Source organism: Limisphaera sp. 4302-co, assembly GCF_049537155.1.
Taxonomy (GTDB): domain Bacteria; phylum Verrucomicrobiota; class Verrucomicrobiia; order Limisphaerales; family Limisphaeraceae; genus Limisphaera.
Map to the genome: position 1 here is coordinate 452,339 of NZ_JBMVQZ010000001.1, position 16,335 is coordinate 468,673.

Annotated in this window: 15 protein-coding genes and 1 tRNA gene; 11 read left to right on the forward strand and 5 right to left on the reverse strand. The window is 65.7% G+C overall.

Translation table 11 applies throughout. From position 1 onward, the window contains the following. The first annotated feature begins 264 nt into the window (after positions 1-264). Together dnaA and ACPDIX_RS01675 are read left to right on the forward strand one after the other, a co-directional pair. On the forward strand, positions 265-1,677 hold the full coding sequence (dnaA, locus tag ACPDIX_RS01670) for a chromosomal replication initiator protein DnaA (RefSeq protein WP_423430174.1): 1,413 nt from the start codon (positions 265-267) through the stop codon (positions 1,675-1,677). A 217-nt stretch (positions 1,678-1,894) separates the two neighbouring features. Beyond that, positions 1,895-2,536, forward strand: coding sequence for a D-sedoheptulose-7-phosphate isomerase (locus ACPDIX_RS01675; protein WP_423430030.1), 642 nt, complete (start codon positions 1,895-1,897; stop codon positions 2,534-2,536). Positions 2,537-2,603: 67 nt separating this feature from the next. Here ACPDIX_RS01675 and ACPDIX_RS01680 read toward each other — a convergent pair whose 3' ends face one another. Continuing rightward, positions 2,604-2,897 carry a hypothetical protein gene (locus ACPDIX_RS01680; protein WP_423430031.1) on the reverse strand — a complete coding sequence of 98 codons (294 nt, stop codon included), beginning with the start codon at positions 2,895-2,897 and terminating at the stop codon, positions 2,604-2,606. 133 nt (positions 2,898-3,030) lie between these two features. Further along, positions 3,031-3,159 (reverse strand): hypothetical protein, encoded by a 129-nt coding sequence (locus ACPDIX_RS01685; RefSeq protein ID WP_423430032.1) that lies wholly within the window; start codon positions 3,157-3,159, stop codon positions 3,031-3,033. A gap of 257 nt (positions 3,160-3,416) precedes the next feature. On the opposite strand from ACPDIX_RS01685, the gene cydB reads away from it, so the two are divergent. Continuing rightward, positions 3,417-4,448 (forward strand): cytochrome d ubiquinol oxidase subunit II, encoded by a 1,032-nt coding sequence (cydB, locus tag ACPDIX_RS01690; RefSeq protein WP_423430033.1) that lies wholly within the window; start codon positions 3,417-3,419, stop codon positions 4,446-4,448. 83 nt (positions 4,449-4,531) lie between these two features. Then, a tRNA-Ile gene (locus ACPDIX_RS01695) sits at positions 4,532-4,607 on the forward strand. A gap of 8 nt (positions 4,608-4,615) precedes the next feature. On the opposite strand, the gene ACPDIX_RS01700 is transcribed toward ACPDIX_RS01695, so the two are convergent. After that, on the reverse strand, positions 4,616-5,269 hold the full coding sequence (locus ACPDIX_RS01700; protein WP_423430034.1) for an HAD family hydrolase: 654 nt from the start codon (positions 5,267-5,269) through the stop codon (positions 4,616-4,618). A 7-nt stretch (positions 5,270-5,276) separates the two neighbouring features. Beyond that, positions 5,277-5,690: an EVE domain-containing protein gene (locus ACPDIX_RS01705; RefSeq protein WP_423430035.1), complete on the reverse strand. Its 414-nt coding sequence runs from the start codon at positions 5,688-5,690 to the stop codon at positions 5,277-5,279. A 245-nt stretch (positions 5,691-5,935) separates the two neighbouring features. Between ACPDIX_RS01705 and ACPDIX_RS01710 the strand changes: the two genes are divergently transcribed. The 7 genes from ACPDIX_RS01710 (at position 5,936) to ACPDIX_RS01740 (ending at position 15,587) form a co-directional block, all read left to right on the forward strand. Then, positions 5,936-7,159 carry an ROK family protein gene (locus ACPDIX_RS01710; RefSeq protein ID WP_423430036.1) on the forward strand — a complete coding sequence of 408 codons (1,224 nt, stop codon included), beginning with the start codon at positions 5,936-5,938 and terminating at the stop codon, positions 7,157-7,159. A gap of 13 nt (positions 7,160-7,172) precedes the next feature. Next, the gene (gene araA, locus ACPDIX_RS01715) at positions 7,173-8,684 is read left to right on the forward strand and encodes an L-arabinose isomerase (RefSeq protein WP_423430037.1); all 1,512 of its coding nucleotides are present in this window, start codon (positions 7,173-7,175) and stop codon (positions 8,682-8,684) included. 28 nt (positions 8,685-8,712) lie between these two features. Continuing rightward, positions 8,713-10,398, forward strand: coding sequence for a ribulokinase (locus ACPDIX_RS01720; protein ID WP_423430038.1), 1,686 nt, complete (start codon positions 8,713-8,715; stop codon positions 10,396-10,398). A gap of 196 nt (positions 10,399-10,594) precedes the next feature. After that, positions 10,595-12,022 carry an alpha-N-arabinofuranosidase gene (locus ACPDIX_RS01725; RefSeq protein ID WP_423430175.1) on the forward strand — a complete coding sequence of 476 codons (1,428 nt, stop codon included), beginning with the start codon at positions 10,595-10,597 and terminating at the stop codon, positions 12,020-12,022. 23 nt (positions 12,023-12,045) lie between these two features. Further along, complete coding sequence (locus ACPDIX_RS01730) at positions 12,046-12,780, forward strand: L-ribulose-5-phosphate 4-epimerase (protein ID WP_423430039.1); 735 nt, start codon at positions 12,046-12,048, stop codon at positions 12,778-12,780. A 29-nt stretch (positions 12,781-12,809) separates the two neighbouring features. Next, a complete protein-coding gene (locus ACPDIX_RS01735) occupies positions 12,810-13,955 on the forward strand; it encodes an aldose epimerase family protein (protein ID WP_423430040.1) in 1,146 nt (381 codons plus the stop codon). 207 nt (positions 13,956-14,162) lie between these two features. Then, positions 14,163-15,587: an NCS2 family permease gene (locus ACPDIX_RS01740; protein ID WP_423430041.1), complete on the forward strand. Its 1,425-nt coding sequence runs from the start codon at positions 14,163-14,165 to the stop codon at positions 15,585-15,587. 68 nt (positions 15,588-15,655) lie between these two features. Here ACPDIX_RS01740 and ACPDIX_RS01745 read toward each other — a convergent pair whose 3' ends face one another. Next, positions 15,656-16,213, reverse strand: coding sequence for a hypothetical protein (locus tag ACPDIX_RS01745; protein ID WP_423430042.1), 558 nt, complete (start codon positions 16,211-16,213; stop codon positions 15,656-15,658). Positions 16,214-16,335 lie beyond the last annotated feature (122 nt).

Consider the following 16,335-nt stretch of genomic DNA (forward strand, 5'->3'; position numbering starts at 1 on the left):
TTCTCCGTTCGCCCGCTGCGCTAGAAGGGGCGTCGCTTGCGTGGCTGGGGTGGCGTCGCCCGGACGGGCGGACTCCACCAGGGGCAAGCCGCGGGGCGGGATTTCCCAAGTTGTTGAAAGGCAGCAGGTTGGCTTGTCGGGGCCGGGGTTTCCTGCAAAAAACGGGCCCCGGCAACTTTCTGTTGCCCCGGAGAGGATTTGGTGATAAGTGCCGGGTCGACGCGGAGTCGGACCGGCCCGGCAGGCAAGGCTGGCGTGAATAAAATGCTCACCCAAAAACAGATCGAACGGGGGCAGCGGCCCGGGGAAACCGAAGCACAACGGATTTGGTCGGCAGCGCGGAAGCATCTTCAGACGCTGTTGGCGCCCGACATTTACCGTCTCTGGTTTGCTCCGGTGCGCCCCCTGCAGCAGAGCGACAATACGCTGGTGTTGGGCGTGGCGAATGATTTTTCGGGACTCTGGCTGCAGGAGAACTACCGGTCGGTCCTGGAGGACGCGGTGGCGCTGGCCTCGGGCCGCCGGATGGAAATCCTGTTCGAGGTGACGGGCGAGGCGCCCGAGCAGCTCCGGGAAGCGCCGGACACCGAGCCCCCTGCGCCATCCATGCCCCAGAAAGCGGCAACGACGGCTGCCGCGGCCAAACCTGCTCAGGAACCGCAGTTCAACCCGAAATACACGTTCGAGACCTTCGTCGTGGGCAACAACAACAACTTCGCCTACGCGAGCGCGCAGGCGGTGGCCCAGGCGCCGGGAAAGTCCTACAACCCGCTCTTCCTTTATGGCGGGGTGGGACTGGGCAAGACGCACCTGCTCCATGCCATTGGCCAGTACGTGTTGGCCCACAAACCACGGGCGCGGGTTGCGTACCTCTCGTGCGAACGGTTCACCAACGAATTCATCGACGCGCTGCAAAACAGCAGCCTGGTACAGTTTCGCAAGCGCTACCGGCAGACGGACGTCCTGCTGATTGACGACGTCCAGTTCCTGGCCGGCAAGGAACGGATCCAGGAGGAATTCTTTCACACCTTCAACACGCTGCACGAGGCACGCAAGCAGATCGTGCTCAGTTGTGACCGGCCGGCCAACGAGATTCAGGGACTGGAACAACGCCTGGTCTCCCGTTTCGAATGGGGCTTGGTGGCCGATTTGCAGCCCCCGGACGTCGAGATGCGCCTGGCCATCCTGCGCAAAAAGGCCGAGCTCATGAACGCCCGGCTGCCCGACGAGATCTTCGAGTTCATGGCCAAGCACATCCGCAGCAACATCCGGCGTCTGGAGGGCGCCCTCATCCGCGTGGCCTCCTATGCCTCGCTGACCGGGAAACCGCTGACCATCCCCACCGTGGAAGGCCTGCTGCGCGAAATCCTGCACGAGGAGGGCCGTTCCATGGTGACCATCGAGGCCATCCAGAAGAAAGTGGCCGAGCACTTCGACATCCGGCTTTCCGACATGACCAGCCGGCGTCGCCCGGAAAACATCGCGTTCCCGCGCCAGATCGCCATGTTTCTGGCGCGCCGTTTGACCGATCAATCACTCAGTGCCATCGGCGAGGCCTTTGGCGGGCGCGATCACGGCACCGTCCTGCACGCCTGTCGGCTGGTCAAAGACCGGATGGACGTGGACCCGAACGTACGGAAGACGGTCCACTACCTGGAGCAACAGCTCCTGCGCTGACGCAAACGGACGGTTCCGACCCTGGCCGGCACCGGGCCGCCAGACTCCGCGGATGCGGCGCATCCAGCCGTGGCGGGGGGACCTTGGTCGGGCCATCCCATCCGCCGGGCAAAGCCGGACCGGAGCTTCCTTCATGCACGGCAGGGAACCGATCGCCTCGGGATCCCCTGCCCTTCGAGTGCCCACCCGGAAGGCCCGGGACCCGGCCTTGAGCCGCGTGAACGGTTTCATCGCGCTTCCCGACCCGCCGACGCGGCGCTACACTGCCGCGCGCATGACCGACTGGATCGAGAAGTACCTGGCCGCGCAGGCTGCCGCTCACGCCGCCCTGCCCGCCGACACGGTCGTCCGGTTCGTGGAGCTCTTGAAAGCCGCCCTCCGGGAGGACCGGCAGATCTTCGTCTTCGGCAACGGCGGAAGTGCCGCCAACGCGGCCCACTTCGCCACGGACCTGGGCAAGGGCGCGTCGGATCGGCTTCCCCGGCGCTTCCGTGTTTGGGCCCTGACGGACAACCTGAGCTGGCTGACGGCGCTGGCGAACGATTACAGCTACGAGGAGGTGTTCGTGCGTCCCTTGCAGAATCTGGCCCGCACGGGTGACGTGGCCATCGGCATCAGCGTCAGCGGCAATTCACCCAATTGCGTGCGTGCACTGGAGTGGGCACGCAACAACGGCTTGCGAACGGTGGCCCTGGTGGGAGGCGCGCCCTGCCGGATGGCCGAGCTGGCAGAACTGGTCCTGGCCGTTCCGGACACCCACTACGGGAGGGTTGAAGACGTCCACATGACGTTTCTGCACCTGGCCTGTTACGCGTTCATCGAACACCCCGAGTGGGCCGGTCCGTTCCCCCCGAGCTGACCGGACCACATCAGGCCGGCTGATGACCGTCCATTCGCCGCCCAAAGGCGGGCTTCCACAAGAACCGTCACTCCGCGGGAGCGGATTTCCGGGCGGTGATCCTCTGGCTGACCAGGCAGTCGGTCATCCCGTTCCCGGACGGCTGATGCTCAGCCACCTTGCGATAAAGCGGATCCTCGAACTGCTCCAGCGCTCCCACGTAGTCGGTGCGGGGGATGAACCGGACGTCGGCAAGCGCGGCAGCCCGGACCATTTGCTCCACTTCCTCGAGCGGCACAGCCCCGGCCACGGGCAGGTGCCGGATCTGGCCCCGTCGCAGCTCGAGGTTGTCCCGCTCGGTACGTTTCCGTTCCTCGGACATGCCTGCCCGCCATGCCACCCGGGGTAACCACCGTCTGGACGGGCCGGTTCAAAAACTCCCTGACCGACTGGGACCGGCGCGCGATGATGTCGATGCGGATCTCTCGGATGACCTCCGCGGCCATCGGATGGACCTACCTGGAGGGCTGGGAACCGGCGCTGGCAACCTCGAGAAGGTCCCCCGCGGCCGCACGCAACACGCCCTCGGCCATCTGACTGCGACACGAATTGCCCGTGCAAAGGATCAAAACCAAGGGTTTCATGCAGTCTCTATCGGCACAAAAGATGCCGCATGGCGTCCGGGATGGTCAGCCGCTTTTCCGGCATCGGGCACCCCTGAAACCACGTCCATCCTGCGGGAGTCGCCCGGGCGCGTCTCCTGCCGCGCCGCCCGTTCCGGTTTCGCTTGCCACCGGCATCTCGGAGGAGGACTTTGAAGGCCCGACCGGGTCTGCTTCGCCGGACTCCACACGGCCGGCCGCGCGGGCCCGGTCGGATGAACGGAAAAGCTGCCGGGGCCATGAACGAGCCTGCTTGGGATCTGCCGACCGTTTGGTACGTGCTGATCGGTGTGCTCTTCACCGGGTACGCCATGTTGGACGGATTCGATCTCGGCATCGGTGGGATCCACCTGTTTGCCCGGAAGGACGAGGAGCGACGATTACTGTTGAATGCAATCGGGCCGGTCTGGGACGGCAACGAGGTCTGGCTGGTCACCGGCGGTGGCGCCCTCTTTGCCGCCTTTCCCCAGGTCTATGCCAGTGTGTTTTCGGGGCTGTACCTGCCGTTCATTCTGCTGTTGGTGGCGCTGATCTTTCGGGCCGTGGCCATCGAGTTCCGCAGCAAACAGCCGATGCGCTGGTGGCGCCAGATGTGGGACGTGGGGTTTGCCGCCGGAAGTGTCGGTTCGGCCTTCCTGCTGGGGGTGGTCATGGGCAATATCGCCTGGGGGCTGCCGCTTGACGAACAGGGGCATTACGTCGGCGGTTTTTGGAATCTGTTCCATCCCTATGCGCTGTTGCTCGGCGTCACCACCGTGGCGCTTTTCATGATGCACGGGTGCATTTACGCCCTGCTGAAGATTGACGGCCCGTTTCATGACACGCTCCGCCAATGGGTCCCGCGCTGCATCATCTTCTTCATCATGTGCTACGCCATCACCACCATGGCCACCCTGCTGTACGTGCCGCACATGGCCGCCCGGGTGCGGGCCCATCCGTGGTTGTTCGGCGTGGCGCTTTTGAACATGCTGGCCATTGCGAACATCCCCCGGGAGATCCATCACGGCCGGGATTTTCGGGCTTTCCTCTCCTCCTGTGCGGCGATGGTGGCCCTGATGACGTTGTTCGGTCTGGAGATGTATCCCCACCTGGTCCTGAGCCGGCCTGATCCGGCCAACAGCCTCACCATCTACAACTCGGCCTCGTCGCCCAAGACCCTGGGCATCATGCTGGTGATTGCCGGCCTGGGCATTCCGGTGGTCCTGGCCTACACGGTCAGCATCTACTGGATCTTCCGGGGCAAGGTGCGGCTGGATCGGATGAGCTACTGAGGCGGCGGGCCGGGAAGGCGTGGACGCCGGTTGCTTTCGTGCTTGTCGAGCGACGCAGGCCGGACACAGATTCTCTCGACAAGGGGCCCATAGCTCAGGGGTTAGAGCAGGCGACTCATAATCGCTTGGTCGCAGGTTCGAATCCTGCTGGGCCCACCAAACGGCTTTCAGATCGCCCCGGCCGCTCCCAGCAGCCGCGCAATGCCGTCAAAATCCTCCATCACGTGGTCGGCGTCCCGCAGGTCATCCGCCGGATGCGTGTGCGGCACGGCCACCACCCGCATGCCCGCGGCCCGCGCGGCTGCGATGCCGGGCAGCGAATCTTCGATCACCCAGCACGCCTGTGGCGGTACATGTAGAAGCGCGGCCGTTCTCAGGAAAATGTCCGGCGCCGGCTTTCCGCGGGGCACCTCCGCCCCGCTGACGACCGCCTGGAAGCATGTGCGCAGGGCGGTGCCCTCCAACACGGCTTCGATCACCGGTCGTTCCGATCCCGACGCCAGACCCAGTGGCACCCGCCCGCAAAGGGCCCGGACCAGCCGCACGGCACCCGGAAACCAGGGACGCCGCTGCTCCAGCAGCCGGAGCACCCGCGTCCGCTTGCGTGCCAGCAGCTCCTCAAGCGAAATCGAGGGACGATGCAGTCGCACAAAATCCTGCCAGAGTTCATGGTCCGAACGTCCCACGTAATCCCGGATATTCAGTCCGGCCCCGCCGGCGTAGCCGAGCTCGGCCAGCGTCTCGCGGAAGGCCTGCTCGTGCAGGGGCTCGCTGTCCACGAGGACGCCGTCCATGTCGAAGATGACCGCACCGGTGTCCATTCGTTCGTCAGAGCCGGGTCTGGCCCCGTTCGAGGATGCGTTTCCATTGGGAGGGGCTGACCGGCATGACCGAAAGCCGCGGCTGCCGGATCAGCGCCATTTGTCGCAGGTCCGGGTCCCCCTTGATTTCTGCCAGCGGAACGGGCCGGGCCAGGGCCCGGACCGGTTCGAGATCCACCGCCACCCAGTCCGGCTCCGACGCTGTCGGATCGGGGTATGCCTCTCTTCGGACGCGCGCGATGCCCACCACCGCCCGTTGCCGGCCACTGTGGTAGAAGAGCACGCCGTCGCCGCGGCGCATGGCGCGCAGGTGGTTGCGCGCCTGGTAATTGCGGACGCCCGTCCACCCGGTACCGCCCTCGGCGACCAACCGGTCCCACGAATATTCTTCCGGCTCCTGTTTCACCAACCAGTACTGCATGGGCGCACCATTCTGGCTCGGAATGACGCGGGTTGTCATTTCCGAAACGAAAGCTTGGAAAACCCGGCATTCGGGCTTGCCGGCAGAAACTTGGCTTTGTTAAGAAAGTGGGCGGATGCAAGGATGTCAGGGGAGCGACGGCCCCGGAGTCCCGGACCGCGCACCCGTTCAGCCGTGCAATGTTCGCAGTCAGTTGTACGGCGGCACGGGCCGCCAGCCCGGCGATCCATCCTGCTGAGCAGACCATGATCGTGGTGCCGTCCCATATGGGCCGCATGAACAAGCTGGCCCTGTTGCGCCGGCTGCGGCAGCTCGGCACGGCCTCGCGCGCGGAGTTGGCCAAGTCTCTGGGACTGAGCCAGCCCACCTGCGGGAAGATCGTGCAGGAACTGTTGCGTTCCGGCGTGTTGGAAGAGCTGCGCCGCACACGGCCGGCCCCCACGCCCTGGCTCCCACAACTGCCCAAACGGAAGCTCGGCCGACCCGGCGTGTTGCTCCGTCTGGACTGCTCCCGACCGCGCTTTCTGGGGATCCAGCTCGATGTCAGTCGCACCAGCCTGGCCCGTCTGGCGCTGGGCTTCACCGGGCCGGACGCGTGGGAAATGGAGGTCCCCACAGGACGTTCGGCCGCCCAGTGGTTGCGTCACGTGGGCGAGGCCGCGCGCGTCCTGCCGGTCGGCGAGCTGTGGGGCGTGCTGGTGAGCGTGCCCGGGCTCCTGGACTCGGCCCGGGGACGGGTCCTTTTCTCGCCCAACCTGCATTGGACCGAAACGGTGGACCTTCAGGCACTGCTGGGCCGGATCTGGCCGGCTCCCGTGGTGCTCATGCAGGAGGAACAGGCCCTGGCGTTGGGGCATTACCAGGTTCATCCCGGTTCGGAGAGTTTTCTATTGGTGGACTTTGGCGAGGGCGTCGGCGGGGCGGTGGTGGTCAACGGGCGTCTCCAGGCCAATCCCCTGCCTGTTTCCGGGGAATTGGGGCACACTCCCGTGCCGGGCAACCGCCGGAAGTGCGGCTGCGGGGCGGTGGGTTGCCTGGAAACGTTGGTCTCCCTGCGCGGACTGCTGGAAAGTTTCGCCGAAGCCGTGCCACGGGCGCAACCCTCATGGGAATCGCTCTGCCAACACGTCGCCCGGCAGGGACTCGAACCCTGGCTGGCCGCTACGTTGGATGCCACGGCGGTGGCCATTGCCGGCGCGCTCAATGTCATCGGGCTGCGTCACGTGGTGATCACGGGCCTGCTGACGCAACTGCCCTCCGTGGTTCTCGAACGTTTGACCGCCCGCATCCGCGAAGGCGCGCTCTGGGCGCGCTTTGGCGAGGTGCAGGTGCAGACCGCGCCGCGTCACCGGGCCGCGGGCCTGGTGGCAGCTGGCATCGAAAAGCTTGTCCTCAACCGACTCCATGATGGTGTGCCGGGAATGACCCGGCCGGCCGCCTCGGCTCACTCAACAACCCAGGACCCCTGAACACTACGACACCATGATTGATTTGAAAGAACTTGAAGTCTGGTTTCTGACGGGCAGCCAGCACCTGTACGGCCCGGCGGCCCTCGAACAGGTGGCGGCCAACGCGCAAAAGGTGGTGGCGGCGCTGGATCAATCGCCGGCCATCCCGGTGCGCGTGCGTTTCCAACCCGTGGTCAAATCGCCCGAGGAAGCCACGGCCCTCTGCCAGGCCGCCAACCAGGAAGCCCGCTGCATCGGGCTGATCACCTGGTGCCACACCTTCTCGCCCTCCAAAATGTGGATCAACGGGCTGAAAGCGTTGCGCAAGCCGGTGGCCCACCTGCACACGCAGTTCAACCGCGACCTGCCCTGGTCCACCATTGACATGGATTTCATGAACCTCAACCAGGCCGCCCACGGCGACCGCGAGCACGGCTTCATCATGAGCCGGATGCGGCTGAACCGGAAGGTGGTCGTGGGCCACTGGTCGGAACCGGAGGTCCAACAGCGCCTGGGCTCCTGGTGCCGGGCCGCCGCCGCCTGGCACGACTGGCAGGGCGCCCGATTCTGCCGCTTCGGCGACAACATGCGCGAGGTGGCCGTCACCGAGGGCGACAAGGTGGCCGCCCAGATGCAGTTCGGTTACTCGGTCAATGGTTACGGCGTCGGCGACCTGGTCGCACGCGTGCGCGCCGCCTCCGACAAAGAGGTGGATGAACTGCTGGCCGATTACGAGCGCCAGTACGACGTCGCACCCGAACTGCGCAAGGGCGGAGCCCGACACGATTCCCTTCGCGAGGCGGCCCGGATCGAAGCCGGCCTCCGCCGTTTTCTCACCGAGGGGAAGTTCAAGGGTTTCACCGACACCTTCGAAGACCTCCACGGCCTGGCGCAGTTGCCGGGTATCGCCGTCCAACGGCTCATGGCCGAAGGCTACGGTTTCGGGGCCGAGGGCGACTGGAAGACCTGTGCCCTGGTCCGCGCCATGAAGGTCATGTCCGCCGGCCTGCCGGGGGGCACCTCGTTCATGGAGGATTACACCTATCACCTCGACCCGGCCCGCCCGGCCGTGCTCGGCGCGCACATGCTGGAAATCTGCCCCAGCATCGCCAAGGGCCGGCCCCGCTGCGAGATCCACCCACTCAGCATCGGCGGCAAGGCCGATCCGGTCCGGCTGGTCTTCGACACGCCGGCCGGGCCCGGGTTGAACGCCTCGATGATCGACCTCGGCAACCGGTTCCGCCTGCTGGTCAACGAGGTGGACGTGATTGAACCACCTGAACCCCTGCCCCGCCTCCCGGTGGCCCGCGCCCTCTGGCAGCCCAAGCCCAGCCTGGCCGTTGCCGCCGCGGCCTGGATCTACGCCGGCGGCGCCCATCACACCGGCTTCAGCCAGGCAGTCACCACCGAGATGCTGGAAGACTTCGCCACCATGGCCGGGGTGGAACTGGTGGTCATTGACGAACACACCCGTTTGCGCGAGTTCCGGCGCGAGCTCGAGTGGAACGAGGTGGCTTACGGCCTGAAACACGGTTTCCTGGCCTGAACCCGCAACCCTGATCCCCGTTGCGACCATGAGTGCGACCTACACGATCGGTCTCGACTACGGCACCAACTCCGTCCGGGCCCTCATCGTCAACACGGCCAACGGCCGCGAAGTCGGCACCGCCGTCTGGGAGTATGAACACGGCACCCACGGCGTCATCCTCTCCAAGGACCCCAACCTGGCCCGCCAACATCCGGCCGACTACCTGAAGGGGGCCGAAGTCACCATCCGGCGGGCTCTGGCCCAGGCCAGACGCAACGTGCGCGGGTTCAAGCCCGATCAGGTGGTGGGCATCGGCGTGGACACCACCGGCAGCACCCCCCTGCCCGTGGACGCCGAAGGCCAGCCCCTGGCCTTCAAGAAGAAGTTCGCCAACAACCTGGCGGCCATGGCCTGGTTGTGGAAGGACCACACCAGCGTGGCCGAGGCGGCCGAGATCACCGCGCTGGCACGCGAAATCCGCCCCCATTACCTGGCCAAATGCGGCGGGACCTACTCCAGCGAATGGTTCTTCAGCAAAATCCTGCACTGCCTCCGCACGGCGCCGGATGTGTTTGAAGCCGCCCACACATGGGTCGAGCTGGCCGACTACGTCCCGGCCGCCCTCACCGGAACGGAACATCCCGACCTTCTGACCGTGGGCATTTGCGCCGCCGGACACAAGGCGATGTACAACGACGCCTGGGGCGGCTATCCGGATGAGGAGTTTCTCGGGCGGTTGGACCCGGCCCTGGCCGAGCTCCGGAAGCGCCTCCGACCCAGGGCCTACACGATCAACCGTCCCGTGGGCACACTCACCCCCCAATGGGCCAAACGCACGGGTCTGCGCCCGGGCATCCCGGTCGCCGTGGGCGCATTCGACGCGCACCTGGGCGCCGTCGGAAGCGGCATCACCCCGGGCACACTGGTCAAGATCATCGGCACCAGCACCTGTGACATGATGATCTGGCCGCTGGATCAACCGCTGGCCGACATCCCCGGGCTTTGCGGCATCGTGCCCGAGTCCATCCTCCCCGGTTACTACGGTCTGGAAGCCGGTCAGTCCGCCGTGGGCGACATCTTCAACTGGTTCGTCAACTACATCCAACCCGGCGGCCCGAAGAACGGCTCGCACGAGGCCCTGACCCGGGCCGCCGCACGGTTGAAACCGGGTGAGTCCGGGCTGCTGGCCCTGGACTGGAACAACGGCAACCGCACCATCCTCGTGGACCAGCGGCTCACGGGCCTCCTGCTGGGCCAGACGCTCTACACCACCCCGGGCGAGATTTACCGCGCCCTGATCGAGGCCACCGCCTTCGGCGCCCTGACCATCATCAACCGGTTCGAAGAGTACGGCGTCAAGGTCGAGCAAATCGTCAACTGCGGGGGCATCGCCGAAAAGAACCCGTTGGTGATGCAGATCTACGCCGACGTCACCGGCCGGCCCATGAAGATCAGCCGCTCGGCGCAGACCTGCGCCCTGGGCGCCGCCATCGCCGGTGCCGTGGTCGCCGGCGTGCACAAGGACTACGCCTCGGCTCAAAGGGCGATGACGGGACTCAAGCCCCGGGTGTTCAAGCCCAACCCGGCAGCCCACGAGGTCTACCGGCAGCTCTATCCACTGTATCGCACCCTCCACGATGCGTTCGGCACCAGGGAGTGGACCGGCAATCTCTACGACGTGATGAAGACCCTTCTGGAGATCCGCAACCGCGCCCGCGGCGTCACCGACTGACGTTGCGACTTCAGACGCGCCGGGAAAACCGGAGAATCCATCAAACCCAGCGACGGAAACACTTATGAAGACTACTCTCGCCCTCCTGACCACGGCCCTGATCGTGCCGGCGCTCATTCCCCCACCGGCCCCTGCCCGGGAGAGCACCAACCGACTGGTCATCCATGCCGACCAGGGCCGCCACACCATCAGCAGAATGATTTACGGGCACTTCGCCGAACACCTGGGACGCTGCATCTATGAAGGCATCTGGGTGGGCGAAGACAGTCCCATCCCCAACACCCGCGGCATCCGCAAGGACGTCGTGGAGGCGCTGCGGCGGATCAAGGTGCCGGTGCTGCGCTGGCCGGGTGGTTGCTTCGCCGACGAATACCATTGGAAGGACGGGGTGGGCCCCCGTGACCAGCGCCCCGCCCGCATCAACACCCACTGGGGCGGCGTCCTTGAAAACAACCACTTCGGCACCCACGAGTTCTTCGATCTCTGCGAACAGCTCGGCGCCGAACCCTACATCGCCGTCAACGTCGGCAGCGGCACGGTGCAGGAGATGATGGAATGGATCGAGTACATCACCAGCGACTCCGATTCGGCCATGGCCAACTGGCGGCGCAGGAACGGCCGGCAGGCGCCCTGGCGGCTGCCCTACGTCGGCATCGGCAACGAAAGCTGGGGCTGCGGCGGGAACATGACGCCCGAGTACTACAGCGACCTGTACCGTCAATTCAGCACGTTTGTGAAAAACTTCAGCGGCAACCGGATTTATCGCATCGCCTGCGGCGCCAACGGCGGCGATTATCGCTGGACCGAAGTCGTCATGCAGCGGGTCGGCCGCCGCATGAATGGCATCTCCCTGCATCACTACACCATCCCCACCGGCAACTGGGGCCGCAAAGGTTCCGCCACGCAGTTTGGTGAGGACCAGTACCACGGTGCCCTCCACCGCGCGCTCGAAATGGAAACCCTGGTCCGGCGCCACAGCGAGATCATGGACCGTTACGACCCCGACAAACGCGTGGGCCTCATCGTGGATGAGTGGGGGATCTGGACCGACGTGGAACCCGGCACCAATCCAGGCTTCCTCTATCAGCAGAACTCCATGCGCGACGCCCTCATCGCCGGTCTGACCCTCAACATCTTCAACCGGCACTGTGACCGCGTCCGCATGGCCAACATCGCCCAGACCGTCAATGTCCTCCAGGCCATGATCCTGACCGACAAGGAAAAGATGATCCTCACCCCCACGTATCACGTGTTCGAGATGTACACCGTCCACCACGACGCCACGATGCTGCCCACGGACCTGGAATGCGCGGATTACGTCTTTGACAACCGCAGCATCCCGGGACTCAGTGTCTCGGCCTCGCGCAATCGTGAAGGGGTGATTCACGTGAGTCTCTGCAATCTGCATCCCGACCAGCCGGCCCGCCTGCAGGCCGAACTTCAAGGCGCCCGCGTGCAACGTATCGAAGGCCGGTTGTTGACCGCCGACAGCGTCCAAGCCCACAACACCTTCGACCGGCCCGACTGCGTCCGGCCGGTGCCGTTCAACGGCGCCCAGCCCACCGCGGAAGGATTCGAGGTCACCCTGCCGCCGCACTCGGTGGTGGTGCTGGCCCTTCACTAAGCCGACAAGGTTCACCGGTTGTCATGAGTCTGAAAGCGCTCAAACAAGCCGTCTGGGAAGCCAACCTGCGACTGGTCCGGGAAGGCCTGGTGATCGAAACCTGGGGCAACGCCAGTGCGGTGGACCGGCAAGAGGGTCTGGTCGTGATCAAACCCTCGGGCGTCCCCTACGACCGCATGAAGCCCGAACACATGGTGGTGGTCCGGCTGGACACGGGCGAGACGGTTGAAGGCCGGCTCCGGCCCAGCTCGGACACGCCCACGCATCTGGTCCTGTACCGAGCATTCCCGCAGATCGGCGGCGTGGTCCACACGCACAGTCTGTACGCCACCGCCTGGGCCCAGGCATGCCGTCCCCTCCCCTGCTACGGCACCACCCAGGCCGATTACTGGTTCGGCGAGGTCCCGTGCACCCGGGCGATGAAACCCTCTGAAATCCGCCAGGACTACGAGGCTCACACCGGGCATGTCATCGTGGAAACCTTCCGCGGCATGGATCCGCTGGAGCACCCGGCCGTGCTGGTGGCCAGTCACGGCCCGTTCACCTGGGGTCGTGACGTGCACGAGGCCGTGCACAACGCGGTTGTGCTCGAATTCATCGCCCGGCTGGCCTCCGAAACCTTGCGCATCAATCCCAGGGTCCGTCCGGTGGCGCGTCCCCTGCTGGAAAAACATTTCCTGCGCAAACACGGTCCAAACGCTTACTACGGTCAGCAAACACCCGGCGCGGCGGCGAAACCCGGGCGCCGGAAAACGTGAAACCATCAAATCCGAAACCCTGGCAAACCATGAAAACGCAAGTCATCATTGTCGGCCCAGCCCTGGCCCTGGCCCTGTACCTCGGAAGCGGTTGCGCGACCGGTCCCACGACACGCGCTTCCATCACCCGGGCGCCCTACGGGGTCACCCGCGACGGTCAACCGGTGGAGGTCTTCACCCTGCGCAACGCCAACGGGGTCGAGGCCCGCATCATCAATTACGGCGGAACGGTCCTCTCGTTGAAGGTCCCGGATCGCGACGGCCGCTTCGGCGACGTCGTACTCGGGTTCGACACCCTCTCAGACTACGAGACCAAATCCCCCTACTTCGGATGTCTCATCGGCCGTTATGGCAACCGGATTGCCGGGGGCCGGTTCACCCTCAACGAGGTCACCTACCAGCTCGCCACCAACGACGGGCCCAACCACCTGCACGGCGGGATCAAGGGCTTCGACAAACGCGTCTGGAAGGTCGAACGGGCCGAGGTCACGCCCCGGGGCCCCCAGCTCGAACTCAGCTACCTCAGCCCGGACGGTGAGGAAGGGTACCCCGGAAACCTCCACGTCACCGCCACCTACACCCTCACCCGGGACAACGCGCTGCGTCTGGACTACCGCGCCACCACCGACAAGGACACCATCGTCAATCTCACCCAGCACTCCTACTTCAACCTCGCCGGCCACGGCGACATTCTCGGGCACATCGTTTATTTGAACGCCGACCGGTTCACGCCCGTGGACGCCACCCTCATCCCCACCGGTGAACTCCGGCCCGTGGACGGAACGCCCTTCGACTTCCGCAGGCCCACCGCCATCGGGGCACGCATCCAGCAGGACGACGAACAGCTCCGGTACGGCCGCGGCTATGACCACAACTGGGTCATCAACAAGAAACCGGGTGAACTGGCCCTGCACGCCCGGGTGCTGGAGCCCACCACCGGCCGCGTCCTGGAGGTCCTCTCCACCGAGCCCGGCCTGCAGTTCTACTCGGGCAATTTCCTGGACGGCACCCTGAAAGGGAAGTACGGCCAGGTGTACGAGCACCGCAGCGGGTTCTGCATGGAACCGCAGCATTTCCCGGACTCGCCGAACAAGCCCCAATTCCCCTCGGTGGTGCTCAAACCGGGCCAGGAATACCGGAACACCATCATCTACCGGTTCTCGGTGCAGAAGTAAGTTCCCGATCGGAACGCCAACCGGCGGTCGCCGCGAGACGCGGCCGCCGGTTTCTTCTTTTCGCCGGTCCGGATCCCGCCCCGGTCGCGCCCTCCGTCGCCCGGCCGGGCACCGTTCGGCTTTTCCTCCCGCCCGGCTTTTCCCCATGATACGACCGCCGCCGGTCCGGGCGCAGGAAAACCGGCCGGCACCGGCAACCCAGGCCCCATGAAAGACCAACTCGATCGCTGGTTTGAAATCCGTGCACGCGGATCCACCGTCCGGCGCGAAGTCTGGGCCGGCCTGACCACCTTCATGACCATGGCCTACATCATCGTCGTCCAACCGGCGGTGTTGTCGGGGCGCATGTTCGGCCAGTCAACCGGCATGGACTTCGGCGCGGTCATGGCGGCGACCTGTCTGGCCTCGGCCCTTGCCACCCTGTTGATGGCCCTGTACGGGCGGTACCCGATCGCCCAGGCGCCGGGCATGGGACAGAACATGTTCTTCGTTTTCAGCGTGCTGCCGGTCGCCGCGGCAGCCGGGCTGGGCGAGCCGTGGCGCGTGGCGCTGGGGGCGGTCTTCTGGTCCGGCGTGTTGTTCCTGCTGTTGTCGCTGGCGGGGTTGCGCGAGCTGATCTTCAACGCCCTCAGCCCGAGTCTCAAACACGGTCTGACGGCGGGCATCGGCCTGTTCCTTGCCTTCATCGGCCTGCAAAACACCGGCCTGATCGTGAAGGACCCCGGCACGATGGTGAAACTCTCGCACCGGTTGCTTTCCCCGGACGTGCTGGTGTTCGTGGCCGGGTTCTGGCTGACGGCTGTTCTCACTGCCCGGGGTGTGCCGGGCGCGGTGTTGTGGGGCATGGGTGGTGCCACTGCCCTGGCCTGGGGGATCCATGCTCTGCTTCCCTGGCTGCCCGCCTCATGGCAGGAGGCACCGGCCGTGGCCGAGTCCCTGCTGGTGACGCGGTTCCACCCGCCAACAGCCTGGGTCGCACCACCTCCCTCGTTGGCTCCCACCTTTCTCCAGCTCGATTGGAAAGCAGCCCTTTCCCCGGCCATGGTGCCCATGATCGCCGTGCTGCTGTTCATGTTCGTTTTCGACGCCATCGGCACCTTGATCGCCGTCTGCGAACAGGCTGGCCTGATGCAGGGAGATCGCCTCCCCCGCGCCCGCCAAGCCATGATCTCCGATGCCGTCGGCACCGTGGCCGGTGCGCTGCTGGGGACCAGCACCGTGACCAGTTACGTCGAAAGCGCGGCCGGCGTGGCCCAGGGCGGTCGAACCGGTCTGGTGGGGGTCGTGGTGGCGGCCCTGTTTCTGGCGGCTCTGGTATTCGAACCGGTCGTGGCCACCATCGGCGGCTATCCACCCATCACCGCGCCGGCCCTGGTTTACGTGGGAGCGTTGATGCTCCGGCAGGTCACGCGCGTCTCATGGGACGATCCCACCGAGTCCATCCCGGCCTTCCTCATCGTCCTGGGCATCCCGCTCTGTTTTTCGATTGCCGACGGTCTGGCGCTGGGTCTGGTGACCCATCCGGTGTTGAAGCTGTTGAGCGGCCGCGCGCGGGAGGTGAGCGTCACCGGGTACGTGCTCGGAGGGCTGCTTCTGTTCTATTTGGCGGGGCTCCGCGGCGGGGCGGGATAGGCGGGACGTGCGAGAAGCCGCCCCCTTTCACCGGACGGTAAGCCGGCACACCCCGGAATGAACAGTGATCAATCGCAGAGCGCAGTATCGAGCAGGACGGCCAGTTCCACCGCCCGCCGCGCGTGCCGCAGACAGCGCTCCCGATGCTCGTGCGGCGATGCGTCCACACCGGCCGCGTGCGCTTCCTCCCGGCACACCTCCAGGGACAGCGGCAAACGCGCCAGCAGGCCGGCCAGCGCAAGCTCGATCCACGGACGGTTTGCCCGTCGAAAGGCCTGCAGCCAGGCAACGGAGACGGGCTGGCGCGGCACGAGGCTCCGCGGCAATCCACCTCGCTGCAGGGCGTACTCGACGTCCTCGCTCGCGTACACACCGGTGGCGTAGCAAAAGGTCAGCAGCGCCAGTCCACGTGCCGGCGCCGGTTCATCCGGCGCAACCGCGCGAAGGCGCGGAACCACCGCGACCACCTGACGCACGGCCTGCCACGTCTGCCGTTCCAACCAGCGGTCTCCGTAAAGTGCCCGCAAATCCACCCATCCCCCGAGGGTGCGTTCCCCGACCGGGTTCCCTGTCTGAGTATCGTCGGTCGGGCACATGCTCCGGTCCTTCTGGGTTGTCGTCTTCATCCACACCCACCATGGCCCCCCGGCGTGACGAACAGCCAACGCGCAAGTGACGGTTGGGTGACGGATTTGGAATGGACAGGGGCCCTGCAAATCGGGTATTGCCCAAATGACGGTTTCCAAAG

What these genes read in the sequence shown, in the direction of transcription:
- dnaA (WP_423430174.1), top strand. Translation starts at nt 265, where the DNA reads ATGCTCACCCAAAAACAGATCGAACGGGGGCAGCGGCCCGGGGAAACC.
- ACPDIX_RS01680 (WP_423430031.1), bottom strand. Translation starts at nt 2,897, where the DNA reads ATGTCCGAGGAACGGAAACGTACCGAGCGGGACAACCTCGAGCTGCGA.
- ACPDIX_RS01685 (WP_423430032.1), bottom strand. Translation starts at nt 3,159, where the DNA reads ATGAAACCCTTGGTTTTGATCCTTTGCACGGGCAATTCGTGTCGCAGT.
- cydB (WP_423430033.1), top strand. Translation starts at nt 3,417, where the DNA reads ATGAACGAGCCTGCTTGGGATCTGCCGACCGTTTGGTACGTGCTGATC.
- ACPDIX_RS01700 (WP_423430034.1), bottom strand. Translation starts at nt 5,269, where the DNA reads ATGGACACCGGTGCGGTCATCTTCGACATGGACGGCGTCCTCGTGGAC.
- ACPDIX_RS01705 (WP_423430035.1), bottom strand. Translation starts at nt 5,690, where the DNA reads ATGCAGTACTGGTTGGTGAAACAGGAGCCGGAAGAATATTCGTGGGAC.
- ACPDIX_RS01710 (WP_423430036.1), top strand. Translation starts at nt 5,936, where the DNA reads ATGATCGTGGTGCCGTCCCATATGGGCCGCATGAACAAGCTGGCCCTG.
- araA (WP_423430037.1), top strand. Translation starts at nt 7,173, where the DNA reads ATGATTGATTTGAAAGAACTTGAAGTCTGGTTTCTGACGGGCAGCCAG.
- ACPDIX_RS01720 (WP_423430038.1), top strand. Translation starts at nt 8,713, where the DNA reads ATGAGTGCGACCTACACGATCGGTCTCGACTACGGCACCAACTCCGTC.
- ACPDIX_RS01725 (WP_423430175.1), top strand. Translation starts at nt 10,595, where the DNA reads ATGATTTACGGGCACTTCGCCGAACACCTGGGACGCTGCATCTATGAA.
- ACPDIX_RS01730 (WP_423430039.1), top strand. Translation starts at nt 12,046, where the DNA reads ATGAGTCTGAAAGCGCTCAAACAAGCCGTCTGGGAAGCCAACCTGCGA.
- ACPDIX_RS01735 (WP_423430040.1), top strand. Translation starts at nt 12,810, where the DNA reads ATGAAAACGCAAGTCATCATTGTCGGCCCAGCCCTGGCCCTGGCCCTG.
- ACPDIX_RS01740 (WP_423430041.1), top strand. Translation starts at nt 14,163, where the DNA reads ATGAAAGACCAACTCGATCGCTGGTTTGAAATCCGTGCACGCGGATCC.
- ACPDIX_RS01745 (WP_423430042.1), bottom strand. Translation starts at nt 16,213, where the DNA reads ATGAAGACGACAACCCAGAAGGACCGGAGCATGTGCCCGACCGACGAT.